General features: G+C 56.9%; 18 protein-coding genes. 2 read left to right on the forward strand and 16 right to left on the reverse strand.

The window, feature by feature from the left end; translation table 11 throughout:
* Positions 1-17 precede the first annotated feature (17 nt).
* The 7 genes from gmk to MTP36_RS08765 all read right to left on the reverse strand — a co-directional run bounded on the left by gmk (position 18) and on the right by MTP36_RS08765 (position 5,726).
* Entirely contained in the window at positions 18-590 is a 573-nt protein-coding gene (gmk, locus tag MTP36_RS08735; RefSeq protein WP_055184458.1) for a guanylate kinase, read from the reverse strand.
* Positions 580-858, reverse strand: coding sequence for a DUF370 domain-containing protein (locus MTP36_RS08740; RefSeq protein ID WP_055184460.1), 279 nt, complete (start codon positions 856-858; stop codon positions 580-582). Before MTP36_RS08740 ends, gmk begins: the two co-directional genes overlap by 11 nt.
* Positions 859-876: 18 nt before the next feature.
* Positions 877-1,755 (reverse strand): YicC/YloC family endoribonuclease, encoded by an 879-nt coding sequence (locus MTP36_RS08745; RefSeq protein ID WP_015538477.1) that lies wholly within the window; start codon positions 1,753-1,755, stop codon positions 877-879.
* Positions 1,756-2,022: 267 nt separating this feature from the next.
* A complete protein-coding gene (locus MTP36_RS08750) occupies positions 2,023-2,364 on the reverse strand; it encodes a transposase family protein (RefSeq protein ID WP_249247845.1) in 342 nt (113 codons plus the stop codon).
* A gap of 196 nt (positions 2,365-2,560) precedes the next feature.
* Positions 2,561-3,964, reverse strand: a complete 1,404-nt coding sequence (locus tag MTP36_RS08755) for an oxaloacetate decarboxylase subunit alpha (RefSeq protein WP_055184465.1) — start codon at positions 3,962-3,964, stop codon at positions 2,561-2,563.
* A 16-nt stretch (positions 3,965-3,980) separates the two neighbouring features.
* A complete protein-coding gene (locus MTP36_RS08760) occupies positions 3,981-4,355 on the reverse strand; it encodes a biotin/lipoyl-containing protein (protein ID WP_249247854.1) in 375 nt (124 codons plus the stop codon).
* Between the two features lie 51 nt (positions 4,356-4,406).
* Positions 4,407-5,726 carry a carboxyl transferase domain-containing protein gene (locus tag MTP36_RS08765; RefSeq protein ID WP_055184468.1) on the reverse strand — a complete coding sequence of 440 codons (1,320 nt, stop codon included), beginning with the start codon at positions 5,724-5,726 and terminating at the stop codon, positions 4,407-4,409.
* A 360-nt stretch (positions 5,727-6,086) separates the two neighbouring features.
* On the opposite strand from MTP36_RS08765, the gene MTP36_RS08770 reads away from it, so the two are divergent.
* The gene (locus MTP36_RS08770) at positions 6,087-8,018 is read left to right on the forward strand and encodes a glycerophosphodiester phosphodiesterase family protein (RefSeq protein ID WP_249247856.1); all 1,932 of its coding nucleotides are present in this window, start codon (positions 6,087-6,089) and stop codon (positions 8,016-8,018) included.
* 116 nt (positions 8,019-8,134) lie between these two features.
* Here the strand turns inward: MTP36_RS08770 and tsf are convergent, their stop codons facing one another.
* The 4 genes from tsf to MTP36_RS08790 form a co-directional block, all read right to left on the reverse strand.
* Positions 8,135-9,058: a translation elongation factor Ts gene (tsf, locus tag MTP36_RS08775; protein WP_015538474.1), complete on the reverse strand. Its 924-nt coding sequence runs from the start codon at positions 9,056-9,058 to the stop codon at positions 8,135-8,137.
* 48 nt (positions 9,059-9,106) lie between these two features.
* Entirely contained in the window at positions 9,107-9,829 is a 723-nt protein-coding gene (gene rpsB / locus MTP36_RS08780; RefSeq protein WP_015538473.1) for a 30S ribosomal protein S2, read from the reverse strand.
* Between the two features lie 201 nt (positions 9,830-10,030).
* Positions 10,031-11,968, reverse strand: a complete 1,938-nt coding sequence (locus MTP36_RS08785) for an LTA synthase family protein (RefSeq protein WP_249247870.1) — start codon at positions 11,966-11,968, stop codon at positions 10,031-10,033.
* 155 nt (positions 11,969-12,123) lie between these two features.
* Positions 12,124-12,444: a PRC-barrel domain-containing protein gene (locus MTP36_RS08790; RefSeq protein ID WP_442900177.1), complete on the reverse strand. Its 321-nt coding sequence runs from the start codon at positions 12,442-12,444 to the stop codon at positions 12,124-12,126.
* A gap of 109 nt (positions 12,445-12,553) precedes the next feature.
* On the opposite strand from MTP36_RS08790, the gene MTP36_RS08795 reads away from it, so the two are divergent.
* Positions 12,554-13,168, forward strand: a complete 615-nt coding sequence (locus MTP36_RS08795) for an HAD family hydrolase (RefSeq protein ID WP_249247877.1) — start codon at positions 12,554-12,556, stop codon at positions 13,166-13,168.
* A 77-nt stretch (positions 13,169-13,245) separates the two neighbouring features.
* Here MTP36_RS08795 and MTP36_RS08800 read toward each other — a convergent pair whose 3' ends face one another.
* The 5 genes from MTP36_RS08800 to mltG form a co-directional block, all read right to left on the reverse strand.
* Positions 13,246-13,404 carry a hypothetical protein gene (locus MTP36_RS08800; protein ID WP_015538470.1) on the reverse strand — a complete coding sequence of 53 codons (159 nt, stop codon included), beginning with the start codon at positions 13,402-13,404 and terminating at the stop codon, positions 13,246-13,248.
* A gap of 57 nt (positions 13,405-13,461) precedes the next feature.
* Positions 13,462-13,884: a flavodoxin gene (locus MTP36_RS08805; RefSeq protein ID WP_097780205.1), complete on the reverse strand. Its 423-nt coding sequence runs from the start codon at positions 13,882-13,884 to the stop codon at positions 13,462-13,464.
* A gap of 207 nt (positions 13,885-14,091) precedes the next feature.
* On the reverse strand, positions 14,092-14,847 hold the full coding sequence (locus tag MTP36_RS08810) for a heparan-alpha-glucosaminide N-acetyltransferase (RefSeq protein WP_249247892.1): 756 nt from the start codon (positions 14,845-14,847) through the stop codon (positions 14,092-14,094).
* A 28-nt stretch (positions 14,848-14,875) separates the two neighbouring features.
* Complete coding sequence (locus MTP36_RS08815) at positions 14,876-16,099, reverse strand: peptidase U32 family protein (RefSeq protein WP_236131056.1); 1,224 nt, start codon at positions 16,097-16,099, stop codon at positions 14,876-14,878.
* A gap of 82 nt (positions 16,100-16,181) precedes the next feature.
* Positions 16,182-17,318, reverse strand: coding sequence for an endolytic transglycosylase MltG (gene mltG, locus MTP36_RS08820; protein WP_249247895.1), 1,137 nt, complete (start codon positions 17,316-17,318; stop codon positions 16,182-16,184).
* Positions 17,319-17,320: the final 2 nt, after the last annotated feature.

A 17,320-nucleotide genomic window follows, 5' to 3' on the forward strand; every position in this document is an offset into this window, starting at 1 on the left:
CCTTCAACGCTTGATTTTTAGCCTTGCAGCCCGGCGCGCTGGCAGATGACCTGATACAGCTCTGCGGCGCAGGGCTCGATCTGATTATTGACCAGCTTTACGGTAAACTTATCCTGCTCGGCCAGCTCCTGCCGGGCAGTGGCAAGACGTTCCTGAATGCTTTCCTCAGTCTCGGTGCCGCGGCCGCGCAGGCGATGCTCCAGCTCCTCCACAGAGGGCGGCAGCAGGAATACGGTTGTAGCGCCCGGGAACATCCGGCGGATATTGGCAGCGCCGTGCACATCGATGACCAGCACGACCACCTTACCGGCTTCCAGCCGCTTTTCCACCTCAGATTTCAGGGTGCCGTAGTAGTTGCCGTTATAGAAGTTGTGCTCCACCACCTGATCGTTTTCCAGCAGCTGCTGGAACTGCTCGCGGGTGCGGTAGTAGTAGTCCACACCCTCCTGCTCGCCGGGGCGCGGGGTGCGGGTGGTGGCAGAGACGGTCTTTTCGATCTCGGGGTGTGCCTCGCGCAGTGCCTTGACCACGCTGTCCTTACCAGTACCGGCTGCACCGGAAACTACAAACAGAAATTTATCATTCGCCATGAGATGCTTCTTCCTCCATTGATGTTCTGCCCTCCTGCCCTGCGGCGCGGCTTGCCACCGTTTCGGGCTGAAGAGCGGACAGCACGACGTGATCGGAGTCCATGATGAGCACCGCACGGGTGCTGCGGCCATAAGAGGCATCGATCAGCATCCCCCGCTCGCGCGCTTCCTTCACCAGACGCTTGACCGGTGCAGAGTCCGGGCTGACGACTGCCACCACGCGCCCCGCACTGACCATATTGCCAAAGCCGATGTTGATGAGTTTCATAGGCTCCTCCACAACATATTATTCCAGATTCTGGATCTGCTCGCGGATCTTTTCAATCTCCGCCTTCATATCCACCACAATGCGGGTGATATCCAGATCCTGACACTTGGAGCCGATGGTATTGGTCTCGCGGTTCAGCTCCTGCGTCAGGAAATCCAGCTTGCGGCCCACGGGCTCGTCCAGCTGCAGGATATCGCGGTACTGTGCAATGTGGCTGCGCAGACGGACAGTCTCCTCATCCACGGCGGTCTTATCGCCAAAGATGGCGGCCTCAGTCAGCACACGGGCATCATCAATGTCCCGATCCTGCAGGATGACCTTGAGTTTCTCGTACAGGCGGTTAGTGTAGTTTTCTACCCGGCCTGCACTCAGGCTCTCCACCTTGCCGACGCACTGTTCCAGAAACACAAGACGGCTTTCCACGTCTGCCTTCATCTTGGCACCCTCGGCGGCACGCATCTCCACAAAGCGATCCAGTGCCTGCGCGGTAACGGCAGACACATCCTGCCACAGCTGTTCCTCGTCCACATCGGCGTGGCGGGTGGTCAGCACATCCGGGAAGCGGGTCAGAACGGCGGTGGACACATCATTTTTGACCCCCAGCTGCTCGGACAGGTCCCGCATGGCCTGCTGATAGCTGCGGGCAAGCTCCATGTTGACGGCGACCACGGTATCTGCCGCGTCCACATTCTGCACGGTCATGCTAAGCTCTACCTTGCCGCGGGAGATCCGCTGGTTGAGCTGTTTTTTCAGGCGGCTGTCCAGAGAACTGCAGGTGCGCGGGATGCGGGAGGAATACTCGAAATAGCGGGAGTTCACGCTGCGCAGCTCCACAGTGATCTCGCGGCCATTGAGTACGGCAGTCCCCCTGCCGAAACCGGTCATGCTTAAGATCATACTAGCTCCTATTCTTTTGCGGTTTAACTTCGGTTTTTCTGTATAGGTATCCGCTTTGGGCACACAAGCCCATGTTACGATACATATAGCATCATTTTACTATTCTTTTCTGAAAAATTCAAGGTGCAGACTGCATCCGCGCAAAAAACACAATTCCCATTTTTTACTGCTGCGCAGTCAAAATAACATGACTGCGGCAGTTACTGCCTTTTAGCAGCTTTTCGCTGTAAAAATTATAACCCCGCGTTTTCACGCAGGGTTATAACATCAGTTCGTCTTATAAACGCAGGTCACGCTGGTTTGCAGGATATCCGCGTTAAGCAGCGTGCGCTCCACCCAATGGACATTGTCGGCAATGGTATCCAGAGAGACCTCGTATTCCTTGGCAATGCTTTCCATCGTGCGGTACTCGTAGCGATAGATCAGGGTCAGGATGAGCTTATCCATCATGGAGATCTTGGTAAAGTGTGTTTTGCGCTTGTGCTCCTGACGGTAAGCCTCCTGCAGAGCCTTAAGCATCCGGTCAAATTCCAGCTTTGAAATGCCAAAATACAGTTGATAATCCTGCTCCTGAAACTCAGCAATGCGCTGCTCCGGGATGCTTCGCATAGCATTTTCCTCCACATCATTTGTTGTATTATACGGCTATACCAACCATTATAAAAGGTATTGGGCGGCAAGTCAATGTGTAAGCAGAAGTTTTTCCGGTATTACGCGACAGAGTGCGCCCTGCACCTTTGCCGACTGCACAAAAAAGGGCTGCCGCACAGCATTTTGTGCAGCAGCCCTGAAAGGAACTTATTTATCAGACAGGATGGGACTGGTTGGTGTAGTCCACATGATCACCGTCCACGCCCTGCTTTTTGGCATTGCGCTTATCGAAGAACTTGGGTGCGACCTGCGGGAACATTGCGTAGGTCAGAACGTCCTCTTCCTGCGTTGCCCACTTGGCAGCTTCGGCCTTCAGCTTGTCCATCTCGGGAGCAAGCGTGTCGGCAAAGCGGCAGGTAATGGGCTGCTCGTCGCCAAGGATCTTCTTGGTGAACTCGGGCTTGATGGGAGCGGGAGTCTTGCCGTAGTCGCCGTGGACCAGACCCTTGAACTCCTTGGTAACCATCTTGTAGCGCTCGCCCATGATGACGTTGAACACAGCCTGCGTGCCAACGATCTGGCTGGTGGGGGTGACCAGCGGCGGATAGCCTGCATCCTCACGGACGCGGGGGATCTCGGCCAGCACTTCGTCCAGCTTATCTTCCTTACCGGCATCCTTCAGCTGCTTGAGCATGTTGGAGAACATACCGCCCGGCACCTGATACAGCAGAGTATTGGCGTCCACGCCCAGGCTCTTGGGGCTGATCTGACCGTTGGCGATGTACTTTTCGCGCAGCTTTGCAAAGTAAGCGCGCACGACATTCAGCTGCTTCAGATCCAGACCGGTGTCGTAATCGGTGCCCTGCAGGGCAGCCACCAAGCTCTCGGTGGGCATGTGGCTGGTGCCAAGGCTCAGGGGGCTCATAGCGGTATCGACGATGTCGGCTCCTGCCTCGATGCCCTTGAGGATGGACATGGAAGCCAGACCTGCAGTGTAGTGGCTGTGGATATCCACAGGGATGCTGACGGTCTCCTTCAGCTTCTTGACCAGATCATAGCAGGTATAGGGGGTGAGCAGACCGGCCATATCCTTGATGCAGATGGAGTTTGCGCCCATCTCTTCCAGAGTCTTAGCGTAGGCTGCAAAGTACTCGTTGTTGTGCACAGGGCTCAGGGTGTAGCTGATGCAGCCCTGCACATGAGCGCCCTCCTTGTTGGCAGACTTGATGGCGGTCTGCAGGTTGCGGGGGTCGTTCAGAGCGTCGAAGATGCGGATGACGTCGATGCCGTTGGCAACGGACTTCTGTACAAAGTACTCCACAGCGTCATCTGCGTAGGGACGGTAGCCCAGCATATTCTGGCCACGGAACAGCATCTGCAGCTTCTGGTGCGGCAGTTCCTTACGCAGAATGCGCAGACGCTCCCACGGGTCCTCGTCCAGGAAGCGGATGCAGCTGTCGAACGTAGCGCCGCCCCAGCACTCCACGGAGAAGTAGTTGATCTTGTCCATTTCGGGCAGGATGGGGCGCATCTCGTCCATGGTCATACGGGTAGCCAGCAAAGACTGGTGCGCATCACGCAGGACGACCTCGGTCACCTTGATCGGCTTTTTTGCCATGGTTGTCACCTCTTCCTTAGTTCATGGAAACCAGAACGTCACCGGAGTTGACGGTATCGCCCTTGTTCACGTTGATGGAAGCCACAGTGCCATCCTGCGGAGCAACGATCTCGTTCTCCATCTTCATGGCCTCAAGGATGACCAGCACGTCACCGGCCTTGACAGAAGCACCGGCAGCGACCTTGACATCCAGAATGTTGCCGGGCATGGGAGCCTTGACGGCAACAGCACCGGCGGCACCGGCGGCTGCCTTGGGAGCAGCTGCGGGTGCGGCCTTGGGTGCGACGGGTGCAGCAACGGGAGCAGCAGCAACAGGAGCAGCGCCTGCGGCGGTTTCCTCAACGGAAACGCTGTAAGCAACACCATTGACAGTAATATTGTAGTACTTCATGGAAGGATCCTCCAATTCAAAATCGAGCTCAATTTATGTAGTTTCGGACGCTTACAGGGCCATATTGCCATGCTTCTTGGGCAGGCGGGCGGCGCGCTTGGTGCTCAGCAGCTCCAGTGCAGCCACAACGCTGGCGCGCACATTGGCGGCATCGCAGCTCATATCGGCAGCACCGGCAGCCACTGCGCTGGCAGCGCTGCACACCTCTGCAGTGTAGGCAGCAGCCTTGGCCTTGGTGGCGGCAATGATGTTGTCGGAAGCATCGATCTCGTCCTTGTACAGCACGCTGACAGCGGCGCTGGGCTCCAGTGCGCTGACGGTGCAGCCGGTCACAGCGATGCGCAGGTCGGCAGCAGCCAGAGTGGTGTACACAGGGCCCACAGCCTTACCGGCCAGCACAGCCACCTTTGCGGTGGTAGCATCGGCATAGGTAGCGGCCAGACGGGCAGCCTCGCGGATGCCGCCAGCCACGTCATCAGTAACGCTGGGCACAAAGCCCTCGGTGTCCACGATGGTGACCACAGGCACGCTGAAGGCATCGCACAGGCGCACAAAACGGGAAGCCTTGGCTACGCAGTTGTGGCACAGCTGTTTGCCGGTTGCCACAACGCCCACGGCGTTGCCGCCGATGGTTGCAAATGCAGTGTAGACAGACTTGCCAAAGCCTGCGTACAGCTCCACAGCGCTGTCCTTATCGATCACAGCGGCAGCAGCCTTTGCGGGCTCGGCACCGGCAGCCAGAACAGCGGTGGGCTGCTCGAACTCGAAGATCGCCGGGCCGGTCAGGTTATTGGCGGGCAGCAGACCCACGATATGAGCAGCCTTTTCAGCAGCCTCTGCGGCGTCGGCGGCCACGATGGAAGCTACGCCTGCCTTGGCGGCAGCGGCAGCGCTACCTGCGTCGGCGACCTTATCGCCCTTGGCAGCGGAGGTGAACGGAGCGGTGAAGAACAGCTCTGCGCCCTCGGCCATGATGCAGACGTCTGCGTTGGCAGCGCTCAGAGCACTGGTGCCACCGCAGACACCCAGAACAACGGCCACCTGCGGAACAACGCCGGAGACCTTTGCGATCTGTGCATTCAGCTTTGCGCTGGCGGTCAGCACGTCCAGACCCTCGGCCAGCTTTGCGCCTACCGAGTTATAGAAAGTGACCACCGGGCAGCCGGTCTGTGCAGCCATTTCCAGAACCTTGATGTTCTTTTCAACATCCTTTACGGTGACAGCCTCGCCGTTCTGATAAACAGCGTAAGCCTGCTGACCTGCAGCATAGCCGCAGGCAGCGCTCACTGCACCATCAGCAAACAGTGCAGTGTATTCCCCGTCATCGAAGAACTTGGCGAGGATTTCTCCCTTATTGATCTTTGAAGCCATAATTAGACCTCCTGGTTGTCTGTGTGAGCTTTCAAAATTATATTTATTATACAGAAGCTGGCAAAAAAATGCAAGGGATTCTATAAAAATCCATGCGATTCAACATCCATCGCTTATGGAAAGCCAAATTTTTAACGATTCATCGTTTTGCGTGTTTTATCCGGGTAAATCATCATTTTGCGGATGTAGAAATTTTCCCAGTTTTTTTGGCGAAACTGCACCCGTCTGCTGCGTTTTCTTTCCCGTCTGTTTATGTTACACTATGGTTACAAAACATAGATTGCCGGGCAATCTGCCAAACTGTACTTATACAGCGCATAAGAACTGCCCGGTAAAAATGAAAAAGAGGTTGAAGCTATCTTGAAGCGATTCTCTGCCAAGCTCCGGCAGCAGGAGCAGATCTACCGTTCCCTGCTTTCGCCAAAGGGGCGGGTATTTCTGCTTTTTCTGTTGTTTTATAAGGTACTGACAAACCTCCTGCTCGTACCGGCGTTGCAGCTGATCTGGGCGCTGACGCTGCGGTTCGCGCCCATCCGCTACCTCAACAACAAGACGGCTTCCCGCATCTTTGCCTCCCCTGCCATTATCGGGTGTATCGCCGTGCTGGCGGTGCTGGCAGCCTTCTGGAGCCTGTATGAAATCGCCACGATGCTACAGCTGCTGACACGGATACGGCACGGGGAACCACTGCGGGCAAGGGCGGTGTTCCGGGACGCCTTTTGTAGCCTTGTGCGGGTGTTTCTGCCGCAGAACATCCCGCTGCTGCTGTATGGCGTTGCCCTGATCCCGTTGACGAACTTTTTTCTGGCAGCAAACCATCTGACCCAGTTTGCCGTGCCGGAATATCTCTGGGGACTGCTGAAGGCGCGCGCTGCCAATCGTTTTCTATTTGCTCTGGCAGTGCTTTGTGTGCTGGCACTGCTGCTGGACGGACTGGTAGTGCTACCAAAATTTCTGCTGGAACGCAAAAGCTTTGGCTGTGCGTTTGTGGAAAGCCTGCGGATTTTGCGCAGCCATACCGGGCAGCTGCTTACACTGGCACTGCGCTGGATGCTGACCGCTGCCGTGCGCACCGGGCTGATGCTGCTGTGCGGGGCAGCGCTGTTCTATTGCGTTATCCTTGGTGTCGGCTTTGCCAGCACTGCTGCCCTGCTGGCACTCTCCCGCGCGGCACTGCTGATCGAGCTGCCGTTCCTTTGCCTGCTCATGGACTGTGCCATGACGGCGGCGCAGAGCACCCTTACAGAGGTACTGTACGAAACGACCCGCCAGCCCGATGCAATACTGCCGACCGTTTCCGGTGCATTCCCTGCCCCGCACCGCGAACAGACGGTACTGGCCGGGATGATGGCCTGCGCCGCGCTGGTCACCTGCGGCGTGGCGGCGGTATATCTGCTGTTTCCGCAAACGCAGCCGCTGCAAAGCATGCTAGGGCTTGCCGACCCGGTGATCACCTACCACCGGGGTTATTCCTCCCGTGCGCCGGAAAACACCATGGCTGCCTTCGAGACCGCGTTGGAGCACGGCAGCCCCCGCATTGAGCTGGACGTGCAGATGACTGCTGACGGCGTAGCCGTGGTGACCCACGACATCAGCCTGCGCCGGTGCACCGGCTACAACGCCAACATCTACGACCTGACCTATGCACAGGTGCAGCAGCTGGATGCCGGACGCTGGTTCCATCGGCAGTTTACAGGCACCTATATTCCAACGCTGGAAGAGGTTCTGGCGCTGTGCAAGGGTAAGGCAGAGCTGAACATTGAGATCAAGCCCAGCACCTTTACGCCGACATTGGAGGCCGAGACCGTGCGGCTGATCCACGCATACGATTACGGTGCAGACTGTGTGGTCACCTCCCAAAGCTACGAGACCCTGTGCAAGGTGAAGGAGCTGGACCCGGACATTACCACAGGGTATATTCTGGCGCTGGGCGTGGGCACCTACTACGACCTGCCTGCAGCGGACTTTTTCAGCGTAGAGTCCACTTTTATCACCGCCGGTATGGTGCAGCAGATCCATCTGCGCGGCAAGACCATCTCCGCATGGACTGTCAACCGTCAGCAGGATGCCGAAAAGCTGTTGCAGCTTGGCGTGGACGACCTGATCACAGACAAGCCTGAAATCATTGCACCGCTGCTGGCACGGGATAAGGCGCTGGATAACCGTCTGCTCTGGCTGCGGGATCAGCTTCAGGAGCTATTCAACGCGCCGGACGCTGAAGAAGCGATAGATGTAGAGGAGACTATCGAGGACGCCATTGAGGATCCCGAAGAGGTTTTGGACGAAGCATAAGAAGATTACCGGGCAGCCTGCGGGCTGCCCGGTATTGCATTTTCACAAACAAAAAGGAGCCGCAGCACCCTGTTACAGGTACTGCGGCTCCCCTTTTGTGTCTTTGGAAGTTTAAATTACTTCACCATGCTTGCAACTTCAGATGCGAAGTCGTCAGCACGCTTCTCCAGACCCTCGCCCTTGACAAAGCGGGCGAACTTGACGATCTTGATCTCGCCGCCCAAGTCCTTAGCAACCTTAGCGGTGTACTGAGCAACGGTCAGGTCGCCGTCCTTGACGAACTCCTGATCGACCAGGCAGTTCTCCTTGAAGAACTTCTTGATCTTGCCCTGGATCATCTTCTCCTTCACAGCCTCAGGCTTGTTAGCGGTCTTGGGATCCTGAGCCATCTGAGCCAGCATGATTTCCTTCTCCTTAGCCACGACCTCAGCGGGGACAGAAGCCTCGTCGACGTAGCCGGGGTTAGCAGCAGCGACCTGCATGGCGATGTCCTTGCCGTAAGCAACGAACTCGTCCTTTGCATCGATGTCGTTGGTGGTCTCGAAGTTGACCAGAATGCCGTGGGTGCCGCCGCCGTGGACGTATGCAGAGCAAACGCCCTCGTAACGGGTGAAGCGGCGAACCTTAATGTTCTCCTTGATGACCAGAATCAGGTTCTTCAGAGCCTCGTCAACAGTCTCGCCAGCCTCAGTCTTGCAAGCCATCAGAGCCTCGACATCAGCGGGGTTCTGCTTCATGATGACCTTGGTAGCCTCCTTGACGAAGTCAACGAACTTGTCGTTCTTGGCAACGAAGTCGGTCTCAGCGTTGACCTCGATGACAACACCGACCTTGCAGGCGGGGCAGTAGTCAGCGTAGACCATACCCTCGGCAGCAACGCGGCTTGCCTTCTTGGCGGCGGTAGCCAGACCACGCTCGCGCAGGATCTCGATTGCCTTCTCGAAGTTGCCGTCAGCCTCGGTCAGAGCCTTCTTGCACTCCATCATGCCGCAGTCGGTCTGCTTGCGCAGTTCCATAACGTCCTTTGCAGAAATAGCCATTTTTGTTTTCTCCCTTACACGTTATTTGTTTGGTTGCGGAATGGGAAATCAGGCGTTTGCTGCGTCCTCGGCGGGAGCGGCCTCCTGGTTGCCCTGCTTGCCTTCCAGCACAGCGTCAGCCATAGCGCCGGCGATCAGCTTGACAGCGCGGATAGCGTCGTCGTTGCCGGGGATCACGTAGTCGATCTCATCGGGGTTGCAGTTGGTATCAACGATAGCAACGATGGGGATGTTCAGCTTGCGAGCCTCAGCAACAGCGATGCGCTCCTTGTGAGGATCGACGATGAACATAGCCTTCGGCAGGGTCTTCATGTTCTTGACACCGCCCAGGTACTTGTCCAGCTTCTCCATCTCCAGCTCCAGCTTAGCCACTTCCTTCTTGGGCAGCAGCTCGAAGGTGCCGTTCTCCTTCATCTTAGCCAGCTGATCCATACGGTCGATACGCTTACGGATGGTGCGGAAGTTGGTCATCATACCGCCCAGCCAACGAGCATTGACGTAGTGCATGCCGCAGCGCAGAGCCTCGTCACGGATGGACTCCTGAGCCTGCTTCTTGGTGCCAACGAACAGGATGTCGCCGCCCTCAGCTGCAACTTCCTTCACGTAGTTGTAAGCCTCGTCCAGCTTCTTCACGGTCTTCTGCAGGTCAATGATATAGATACCATTGCGCTCGGTGAAGATGTACTTAGCCATCTTGGGGTTCCAGCGGCGGGTCTGGTGACCGAAGTGCACACCTGCCTCGAGAAGCTGCTTCATAGAAACGACTGCCATAATAAAATACCTCCAGATATTGTTTTGCCTCCGCACACCGTGATCTGCACGGTACATCGGGTACCGGCGGACTGCCCTCAACCCAAAAGGGCACAAAAGGGCATAGTGATGCGTGTGTAATGCTTTGTTATAATAGCACAAAAAGAATGCGGTTGCAAGTGGTTTTCTCTGTTTTGTATAAAGAAATGCTTACTTTTTCTCTTATTTGCCCGTATTCATCCCGCTCAGGCCCGCAACACCCATGCGGTTGAGGGCGTATCCCTTGCCGAACATCAGGTCGTATTGCAGCATCCAGTGCTCGTTTGTCCAGCGCTGCTGGAACTCCGTGGGCTGCTGGGTGGTGGTGCCGTCTAAGTTCATGGTGGTGCCGCGAGTACAGCTGCGGCTGGCGACCCGCAGCTGCCGGTTGAGGAACTGGAAGTACAGCGGCTGCTCCAGCCCGAACAGCTCCATCATCACCGGGGAGATATCGTAGGCGGCAATGGTGCCAAAGTCCACCTGCTGCTGGCTGTAATTCGACCACATCAGCAGCGTGGTCTGGTGCAGGCGGGGGTCGGTGCTGGAGCCGCTTGCGTAGCCGGTGGTGGTGTAGACATCGTAGTTGGAATCAATGGGGTTATAGTGGTCGCCCCAGAATACCAGAATGACCGGCTCGTCCACCTGAGAGAAATACGCTGTCAGCTTGCCCAGCATTGCGTCTGCATCCCGGATGCCGGTAGCGAAATCTTCCAGCGCGCCCACAGTGCTGCTCTTGAGCCCCACCGGATGGGATACAACGTGCACCCGCTCGTCGTCCGGGTAGTTGTCTCTATTATAATTGGTATGGTTCTGCATGGTGACCGCGTGCAGGAAGATGGGCTTATCAGAGGAAGTGCTCATCTTCTCGTACTGCTGAATGATCTGGTCGGCCATGGAGTCATCGGTCACAAGGCCGCTGGTCCAGTAGTGCTTGCGCACCTTGGTCACGCCGTGCATATCCTCCAGACTGATAAAATCGCTGAAGCCGAGGTTGGGGTAGGCCTTATCGCGGCTCCAGTATTTTGCCCAGAAGCAGTGCACCGCAGCGGTCTGGTAGCCCTTGAGTTTAAGGTAATTGGGCAGGGCGAACATGGGCTTTGTAACGTGCTGCTGGTAGGGCTTGCTGCCGCTGGGCAGAAAAGACACCGAGTAGCCGGTCAGAGCTTCAAACTCCACATCACAGGTGCCGCCGCCAAAGCTGGGGCTGTATGCCCTGCCGTAGGCGCTGGTCTGCTGCAAAGCGTGGAGGTTCTGCGATACATCGGTATCAAAGGTGATGCCATACTGTTCCAGCTCGGAAACATCCCAGTAGGACTCGTCCATCACATAAATAATGGTGGGCTGCTTTGCCTGCTCTTCCTTGGGGGTAGTAGCGGCATAGCTACCCGCATACATGGGACCGGTAGAAAATTTTTCGCTCTCGGCTGCATTATCCAGAATATCGTCCACTGCCTGCTCCGAATAGCCCTCAGGCTTGTCGATTTCCAGATTGGTGAGGTTGGTCATAAAACCGGTAAGTACACCGTAGTAGCGGTAGTAACGGTCCTGCATCCACGCGTCCGGCGTGATGCCCAAAACCTGTGTGACAGCAGGCTGTAAGTAAACGCCAAACACCAGCAGGCATAGCGCCGCTGCCGAAGCACCGGTACCCGCAAGCCTTGGCAGCCAGCGCTGACGCAGCCGTCCACGGTAAATAAAGAAGCTTGCCACCGTCAGTACCAGCACCAACACAATGGAGACCACCATGCTGGTCTGCAGCTTGAGCCCGGCAGCAGAGGCCACACCGGCGGCTTCGGACACCTGCATCAGATCCCACGGCAGAAAGGGCTCGCCCCGCAGCTGCATGGTATAGAAGTTTACCGCGCAGGGCGCACAGCCCAAAACGGCCATGCCCAGCGTAGCAAGCGGCGGGATGCGCAGCACCCAGTCCAGCAGCTCCCACACCAGAAACAGCAGCAGCCATGCCAGCAGATACGCCCCGAAATGGGGGAAAATAAAGCTGATAAAGGTATCAGCGGTCAGTGACCCGCGCGCGATCCACTCGCCCAGCAGCAGTACGATAAAGGAAGCTGCCACCGGGAAGAGCATGCGCAGGGTCAACAGCGGTTTGGATGTTTTCATAGTTGATATCCCTTTCCACGTCCCGAACCCTATTTTCAAAGTGGCTGTGCTATTTGCACAAGCCTTTCTTGCCTATTATAGTCACTTTGCCGAAAATGTCCATTCATGATTTTACAAAAATTACGGTTTTATTTTTCAAAATATTCCCCTATTTTTCACAGACCCAGCTTTGCACGCAGTTGCTGCCAGAAGCCGTGAGGTGCTGCCGGTGCTGCCGGCACGGCGGTATGCACCAGAATGGCATCCGTGCCGATGGTTTCGATTTCCCGCCATGGGATGGTCAGGCTCTCGTCCCGGCCCAGCAGACCCAGCAGCCGCGGTCTGCCCAGCAAGATCAGGCATTGCAGCTGCGCCGTTGCGGGGTCCAATTCCAGATCATCCGCGCGGCCAAGACACACTCCCTGTTCCAGCTGAACGACCTCCTTCTCGCACAATTCCCGGATCGTCACGGCGCTCTCCCCTTTCTGCCACAGCATACGCCAAGGCAGCACTTTCTATGCCAAAGGGGTGGAAAGCACCTGCCCGGTTGTGGTATACTATGGAAAATATCTGAGAAATATATCCAAAGCAAGCGAGGCAGCAATTATGTATAAAAGCATTATTTTTGATATCGGCGGTGTGCTGGTGGATTTTGACCCCAAGGCGTACCTTGTAGACCGGCTGTGCAACGCCGAAATGGAGGAAAAGGTCTACGACCTGACCTTTGGCAGCGAAGAATGGCAACTGCTGGACGCTGGCAAGCTTTCCCGCTATGACGGCAACCAGCGGATGCTGGAGCGTGCCCATGCCGAGGGCTGCGCCTTTGAGGTGCAGGGCGTACTGGACGACTGGATGCATATTCTGCGCCCGCGTCTGCGGATGCTGGAACTGGTGCGACGGCTGAAAAACCACGGCTATTGCGTGTATTACCTGAGCAATATTCCGCAGGACGTGCTGGAATTGCTGACCGAGCGCGGCGTACTGACCCAGTTTGACGGCGGCGTAGCCTCCTGTGAGGTACAGGTGAACAAGCCTGACCCACAGATCTACAAGGCTCTGCTGAAGAAATATCAGCTGAAGGCCAGTGAGTGCGTATTTATCGATGACAGGCTGGAAAACGTGCAGGCCGCCTTTGCGCTGGGCTTTGCCGGTATCCAGATGAAAGACAGCGTAGGCACGCTGATCCGCAGCCTTGCCACCTGTAACGTGACGCTGCGCTGAGCATTGATACTGTAAAACGCAGCAGCCCCTGCCGGAGAAGCTTTCTCCGGCAGGGGCTGCTTTGCGTTGGTGGGAACTTACTTTTCTTCGTAGCTCTGGCAGTAGTGCGGGGTCTCCACCTGCTGGGTGGTGCAGCTGCACTGCTCCGTCACCTTGATCTGCGGCAGATCACATTTGCAGCCGTCCACATTGTGGCAGCACGCGCAGACATCACAGGTCACGCCGATATTTTCCATGCTTATCACCTCTTTGTCCATAGGTTACCCTGTGGAGTAAGGGTTTATACATGGGTTTTACCAAGCAGCCAGATCTGCGCCCAGCTTACGGCAGGCGGCCTGCACATCATCATCGGGCGTTTCGTTGCAGATGAGCCCTTCCTCGCTGAACAGCTGTGCGCCGTCATCCTGTGCGCGCTGCGCCCAGTCGCGCATCCACTGGCCATCGCCCCAGCCGTAGGAGCCGAACAGTGCGATCTTTTTGCCGTTCAGCGAGCCTTCCAGTGCAGCAAACATGGGTTCGAACTCACTCTCTTCCAGCTGCTCTGCACCCATAGCCGGGCAGCCAAAGGCCACCACATCAAACTCTGCCAGCTTTGCGGGGGTCATCTCGGCGCAGGCCACGATGGTGCCGTTGGCACCTGCGCCTTCGGCGATGCAGTTTGCCATGGTCTCGGTGTTGCCGGTTGCGCTCCAGAATACGATTGCTACTTTGCTCATAAAACTCTACCTCTTTCTCGCGCAGTTAGTTTAGAATAACTTCATGTTCTGTGAAAATGCGTCCATGTTTCATGACGCATTTTTGTAGTTAGTATTTTCTAACCGTCAACAGGATACCACAGCCCTGCCCCGCTTGTCAAGGCATTGGCGCAATGTTTGCACGGTGCAACAATGCCGCCTTGCTCAAAAGTGCATGAAGCGTGTGTTTCAGCCACCTAATACGCGGAAAACCACCAACAGCACCCCGTAGATGACCGGCTGGTGCAGCAGATACAGCAGCAGCGAGTGCCGCCCAAGCCAGCCCAGCGGCGGGCAGACCGAGCGGTGCAAGAGCTCCATGCGCTGCCGCCCTACAACACCGTAGAGAAAGTACCCCGCCCAGAACAGAAACAGCCACGGCAGAAGGGCGAAATAATCCGTAGAATAGAACCACCACGGATAAAATCCAAAGTACGCTGTAACGTAGTTTGCATACAGTGTCTGCGGCAGCCAAAGGCGCAAACTGCCAAAACCCAGATAGCCCACCGAAACATTGCGGGTCAGGGCAAACAGCACTGCGGAGACGGCAAGCCCAGCTGCGGGTGGAATGCGCCGCAGCGGCTTTTCCAACAGACCGGTCAGCAGCATAGCGCTGCCCAGCAGGGTCAGCACACCAAAAACGACCCTGTCCTCCGGCATAAAAAGCAGCGTGACCGCCGTGACAAGCGCCCCTGCCCCAAACACCTGTGCGCCCCGGCGCAGGGTATGATGCCCCAGTTGCACACAGAAGCCGGACAACAGAATGAACACCCAGCAGATGCTCTGCTGCCACAGATGCCCGGGCAGGCCATAATACCAGTCGGCCTGAATGCCGAACAGATTGACCAGATCCCAGCAGCCGTGATAGAGCATCATGCTAACTAAATCCAGCCCGCGCAGCTCGTCCAGAAGGGCGTAGCGGCCAGAAGTGTTATTGTACTTCACGGCTTTTTCCTTCCTTTTTGTCACGCTGTTACACCGTTTTGCGGCGCAGCAGGCTCATGGGCGGCAGCTCCGGGGTGGGCATGGTATATTTTTCCATTGCGTGAGGGGTGCTTTCCACCCGCTCCCCTGCTTCGTTTTCAATCCATTCTGGGGTAAGTGCAATGCTGCGGCCGTCCGGGCACAGCGCCTCCAGCGTATCTCCAAGGCTCCATTTGCCGCGCTGCTGGCAGTGGGCGATGCCGTTTTCCCAGCTGTCCACCGTGCCCACGAACTCCCACTCGCGGATGTAGGTGGCGCTGTCGGTGGCCTGTTTGGCCTGTTCGCGGCCAAAATAGAAGCCGGGGGAGTAGTGCCGGTGGCTGGTACGGGTAAGCTCTGCGTACACCTCCGGCGGCAGTTCAAAGTTATCGTTTGCCGGGTCGGCCAGATAGGCGTCCAGTGCCTTGCGATAGGCAGCGGTAACGCTGGCCACATAGTAGAAGGTCTTGGCGCGGCCTTCGATCTTCAGGCTGTCCACGCCCGCCTTGCAGATCAGGTCGATGAAGGGTGCGGTGCACAGATCGTTGGCGTTAAGGATGTAGCTGCCGTTCTCGTTTTCACCGATCTCGTACAGCTGGCCGGGGCGGGTCTCCTCGCTCAGGTAGTACTTCCAGCGACAGGGCTGGGCGCACTGGCCACGGTTGGCGTCACGTCCGGCCATGTAGTTAGACAGCAGACACCGGCCGGACACGCTCATGCACATCGCACCGTGCACAAAGGCTTCGATTTCAAGCTCCGGCGGGGTCTTATCGCGCAGGATGGCAATATCCTGTAAGGTCATCTCCCGGGCCAGCACCACCCGCTTTGCGCCCATTTTATAGGCGGCGCGGGCGGCTGCCCAGTTGGTGATGCCGGTCTGGGTAGAAAGATGCACGTCAATGTCCGGGGCAAAGGTCTTGCAGGCATCCAGCACACCAAGGTCCGCCACGATAAAGGCATCCACACCGGCCTTGGCAGCCTCCTTGATGGCCTCCGGCAGACGGTCGGCCTCCTCGTTGGTGGGCAAGGTGTTCATGGTCAGGTAGACCTTGCGACCACGGGCGTGGGCGTAGATGACGCTTTCCGTCAGCTGCTCCGGGGTGAAATTAGCCGGGGCAGAGCGCATACCAAACTCCGGCAGGCCGCAGTAAACGGCATCGGCACCGTAGTTGATGGCATAACGCAGACGTTCCGCATCGCCCGCCGGGGCAAGCAGTTCCGGGATCTGTAACATTTGTAGGTTCCTCTCTTATGTATCACAGTTTTTAACGGGAAAGGGGCCGCTGCACCGTGTTTTTTAGTGCAGCGGCCTTTCCTCAGTTTTTCAGGCTTTTGTTCACAGCTGCGGCAGTTTTGCAGTTTTCGTTATGCTCTGCCAGCGTGTGGGCGTAGTAGTAATTGCCCTTGAGGTCGGTCACAAAGAAGTAAGCGTCCTTGGCTTCCCCATCGGGCTGCGGCTCCAATGCCGCCTTGATAGCGGCAAGGCCGGGGTTCGAGATGGGGCCAGCGGGCAGGCCGGTGCAGCTGTAAGTGTCGTATGCTGCAAGGATATTTTCCGGGATATCATCCCAGCTGCCGTAGTAGGGTGCGACCCAGTTCCAGAGATAGTTGTTGTCGGCGTCGCTCTGGATATGGCTGGAGGTGTTGCTTTGCAGCCGGGGGTAGGGCGAGCCCTCCGCCAGACGGTTGCGGAACACCTGCGCCACATTGGAGTCCTGACTGTTGCCCGCTTCCTCCTGCACAAAGGAGGCAAGGGTGACAAGCTCCGGCAGGGTCATGTCCTGCTTTTTGAGCGCCGCGTACATTTCCTTGGTAAATTGTGCATCGAACTGGGCGTAGAAGGTAGCCACATAGTTGTGCACCGTATCGCCCTTCAAAAAATCGTAGGTCTCCGGGAATAGATAGCCCTCACACTTCATAAAGCGGTTCGGGGCATCCTTATCCTCCGGGACATACTGCCAAAAGGTGTAGGCGCTGAAATCGCCCTCGTTTGCTTCCTTCAAAAACTCCTCGGCGGTGCACAGACCGGCGGCTTCCATCTTCTGGGCAATGGCAATGGCCGTGGTGCCCTCCGGGATAGTTACCCGCACCGTTTCTGCCTTGGCATACTGGGAAAGCGTGCTGATGAGTGCATCGTAGGAGCTGCCGGTGGTCAGCTCAAAATCGCCGTACTGCAGCTTTGCGGCAGCGCCCTTTTCCCCCACATACCAGCGGAACAGGTAGGCAGAGCGGATGACGCCTGCGTCCTTGAGCTTGTTGGCAATAGCCGCCACGCCGCTGCCCTGCGGGATGCTTACGGTGACCGCAGTGCCGGGCTTACTGCTGCCGTGGATCTCGCTGCGGGCAAACAGCACCGCTGCGCCCGCTGCCAGAAAAAGCAGCAGAAGCACTACCAGCAGAATTTTGCCTGCGCCGCCCTTTTTGCGGGCTGCATGTGTATCGTTGTGTGCCATAC

It is taken from the genome of Faecalibacterium sp. I4-1-79 (assembly GCF_023347235.1).
Classification (GTDB): domain Bacteria; phylum Bacillota; class Clostridia; order Oscillospirales; family Ruminococcaceae; genus Faecalibacterium; species Faecalibacterium tardum.